General features: G+C 66.0%; 3 protein-coding genes and 1 pseudogene. 3 read left to right on the plus strand and 1 reads right to left on the minus strand.

Going from position 1 to position 3,448, the window contains the following annotated elements; translation table 11 throughout:
* Positions 1 to 267 (minus strand): annotated as a pseudogene (locus R1101_RS27540) (TSUP family transporter); the annotation flags it as partial.
* 478 nt (positions 268 to 745) lie between these two features.
* Between R1101_RS27540 and R1101_RS0118975 the strand changes: the two are divergent.
* From R1101_RS0118975 to R1101_RS0118985, 3 genes are all read left to right on the plus strand, one after another.
* A complete protein-coding gene (locus tag R1101_RS0118975; RefSeq protein WP_016934913.1) occupies positions 746 to 1,717 on the plus strand; it encodes an ABC transporter permease subunit in 972 nt (323 codons plus the stop codon).
* A complete protein-coding gene (locus tag R1101_RS0118980) occupies positions 1,714 to 2,496 on the plus strand; it encodes an amino acid ABC transporter ATP-binding protein (RefSeq protein ID WP_016934914.1) in 783 nt (260 codons plus the stop codon). The genes R1101_RS0118975 and R1101_RS0118980 overlap by 4 nt, the downstream gene beginning before the upstream one ends.
* A 30-nt stretch (positions 2,497 to 2,526) precedes the next feature.
* On the plus strand, positions 2,527 to 3,448 hold a 922-nt coding region (locus R1101_RS0118985; protein ID WP_016934915.1), incomplete at its 3' end, for an ABC transporter substrate-binding protein.

The following is a 3,448-nucleotide window of genomic DNA, read 5'->3' on the forward strand; positions in this document are numbered from 1 at the left end:
GGATCTGCCATCGCAACCGCTCCCACTGCCCACGCAGCTCGCGCCGATAACCCCAGGTGCCCGATACGCCCCGGCGACCAGGCCGATCGCGTTGGACATCGTCGCGGTCACCGGCGGCACACCGAACGCGACGAGCGTCGGGAACGTGATGAGGGTGCCGGAGCCGACGAGAGAGTTGATCGCTCCGGCTCCGAGACCGGCAAGGGCGACGAGGAAGAGTTCGAGCGGGGTCACCGAGGCGAGTCTACGTCTCGTCGAAGCCGACATCGTTGTCGATGCCGGGGCTCCATGTCGACAACAACGCCGGTCTCGACGAGGAACGGATTTCCGTCACGGTGAGAGAAAGCCTGTCCGCGACGCGCCGCACTCCGTAGCTTGAGCCGCGACCATCCAGAGCGACCGAGACCTGGCTCCGAGACGTCGCAGCACCCCCATGTGCGGGAGCGGGTGCTACCGCCGGGACCCCATGGAGGAACGAGCATGACCCGATGGACCGAGCGCGCTTCGTGGTGCCGCCGGCACATCGATCTGTGCCGTGGCACGGCCCACCGGTGTCGTGGCGGTACTTCGCCCGGTGTTGTCGCTGACGTAGACCGTCCGACGAACTTCCCGTCGTTCTTCGCCGCGTGAGTCCCGGCCCGTCCGAAGGGGGGACGGATCGGGACCCACGTCTGCACCCCGCTTTCCTGCATCCCAGCATTCCCGAAAGGCCCTTGCCGATGGCTCCCGCTCCCAGGACGTCGCCGTGAGCGCGTCCACCGATCTCCGCATCCCCGACGCACCGGTCGACAATGCCCACGACGAGAATCTGGTCGTCGCCCCGAAACGGCATCCCTGGCGCTGGGTGATCAGCGTCGCCGTGCTGATCCTCGTCGCGCAGTTCGTGCACGGCCTGGCCACCAACCCGGGCTGGGACTGGGCGACCTTCGCCCAGTACTTCACCGCGTCGTCCGTGCTGTCCTCACTGTGGATGACGATCGAACTGACGCTGTGGGGCACCGTCCTCGGCTTCGCGCTCGGTGTGCTCCTTGCGAGCGGAAGACTGTCGAACAATCCTGTTCTACAGGTGGTCTCGTGGACCTACATCTGGGCGTTCCGATCGATCCCGCTCATCGTCCAACTCCTGTTCTGGTTCAACATCGCGTACCTGTACAAGACGCTGTCGATCGGCATCCCCTTCGGTCCCGCGTTCGTCGAGTTCGGTGTCGCCGGGGTGATCTCGGGCTTCACCGCCGCAGTCATCGGTCTGGCGCTCCACCAGGCGGCCTACTCCGCCGAGATCATCCGCGCCGGCATCATCTCCGTCGACCACGGTCAGATCGAAGCCGCGAACGCGCTGGGCATTCCGCGTCGCCGGCAGTTCGTGAAGATCGTGCTCCCGCAGGCCATGCGGGCGATTCTCCCGAACGCCGCGAACGAGGTGATCAGTCTCTTCAAGGGCACCTCGATCGTCTCCACCATGGCCATCGCCGAGCTCTTCTACCAGGTACAGGTGATCTTCGGCCGCACCGGACGCGTCGTGCCGATGCTCATGGTCGCGACCGTCTGGTACATCATCCTCACCACGATCCTGTCGATCGGGCAGTACTACGTCGAACGGCACTACGCCCGCGGTTCGGCACGTGCCCTGCCGCTCACCCCGTGGCAGCGCGTGGTCGCGAAGTACCGCGAGATCCGCGACAGTGGAATCGGCGCACCCCGAGGAGCGACGAAGTGACCGCCACCCGGGACGACATCGACTACGTCGTCGACGTGCGCGGAGTCCGTAAGTCCTTCGGCGCACTCGAGGTGCTGAAAGGCGTTGACCTGCAGCTACGCAAGGGCACGGTCACCGTGATCCTCGGGCCGTCCGGATCCGGGAAGTCCACCCTCCTGCGCACCCTCAACCACCTCGAGAAGGTCGACCGGGGGACCGTTCGCATCGACGGCGAGCTGATCGGCTACAAGCGTCGCGGAAACAAGCTGCACGAGTTGCGCGCCCACGACATCCTCCGTCAGCGTTCCCGCCTCGGCTTCGTCTTCCAGAACTTCAACCTGTTCCCACACCTGACCGCCCTCGAGAACGTCGTCGAGGCACCGGTCTCGGCGCAGGGACGCGATCGCGCGGAGGTCGAGGCGGAGGCGCGCGCCCTGCTCGACCGTGTCGGCGTGGGCGACAAGTTGCATGACTATCCGAAACAATTGTCCGGCGGTCAGCAGCAGCGCGTCGCGATCGCGCGTGCCCTGGCGCTGCGACCTGCCGTGATCCTCTTCGACGAGCCGACCTCGGCGCTCGACCCCGAGCTCGTCGGCGAGGTTCTCGCCGTCATCCGCGACCTCGCCGGCGACGGCGCGACCCTCGTGATCGTCACGCACGAAATCGGTTTCGCCCGTGAGGTCGCCGACACCGTCGTCTTCATGGACAGCGGCGTCATCGTCGAACAGGGACCACCCCACGAAGTCCTCGACAACCCGCAACAGGAACGCACCGCGTCGTTCCTGTCGCGCGTTCTCTGATCCCCCACCACAGCACTCGAGAAGGTAACGATGTTCGCTTCCTCCCGCCGGGTCCGCCTGCTGACCTCGGCCCTGACCGCCGTCGCTCTCCTGGGCGCCGCGGCCTGCAGTTCCGACGCAGAGGCCGGTACCGACACCGACGCCACAGCGGCCGGCTACAACCTCACCGCGGACCAGAACCGCATCACCACCGACCCGGTGGAGGAGATCGCCGCGAAGGTTCCCCAGGAGATCCGCGACCGCGGCACGCTCGTCGTCACCGGCAACGCCGGTACGGTGCCGCCGTTACGCTTCTACGCCGACGACGACACCACGATCATCGGATCCGAGACCGACTTCGCCCATCTCATCGGAGATGTTCTCGACCTCGACATCGAACTCACCGCCGCGGACTGGGCCCAGAACTTCGTCCGCGTGGACGCGGGTGAGGCCGACGTGTTCATCTCCAACGTCACCGTCACCGAGGAACGCAAGGAGAAGTACGACTTCGCCACCTACCGCCTCGACAGCCTTGCCGTCGAGGTCGGCAAGGACAGCGGCATCACCTTCGACGGACCCGAGGACATCGCCGGCCTGACGATCGGCGTCGGCTCCGGAACCAACCAGGAGGCGCTGCTCGTCGAGTGGAACGAACAGAACGTCGCTGCCGGACTCGAACCTGCCGAGATCCTGTACTACCAGAACGCCGTCGACTACTACCTCGCGCTCGGTTCCGGCCGCATCGACGCGTACGTCGGCCCGAATCCGACGTCTGCCTTCCACGCACTGCAGTCCGGTGAGACCGAGGTGGCCGGCACGTTCTCGGGAGCCGGTCTCGACCTGCAGGGTGAGATCGCGGTACTGACGAAGAAGGACAACGGCCTGATCCAGGCGATCAACGAGGCGATCAACCACGTCATCGAGAACGGCACGTACGCACAGGTTCTCGACCGGTGGGGCATCAGCAGCGAAG

Origin of the sequence: Rhodococcus sp. R1101 (assembly GCF_000278445.1) — a bacterium.
GTDB classification, from domain to species: Bacteria; Actinomycetota; Actinomycetes; order Mycobacteriales; family Mycobacteriaceae; genus Rhodococcus; species Rhodococcus gordoniae.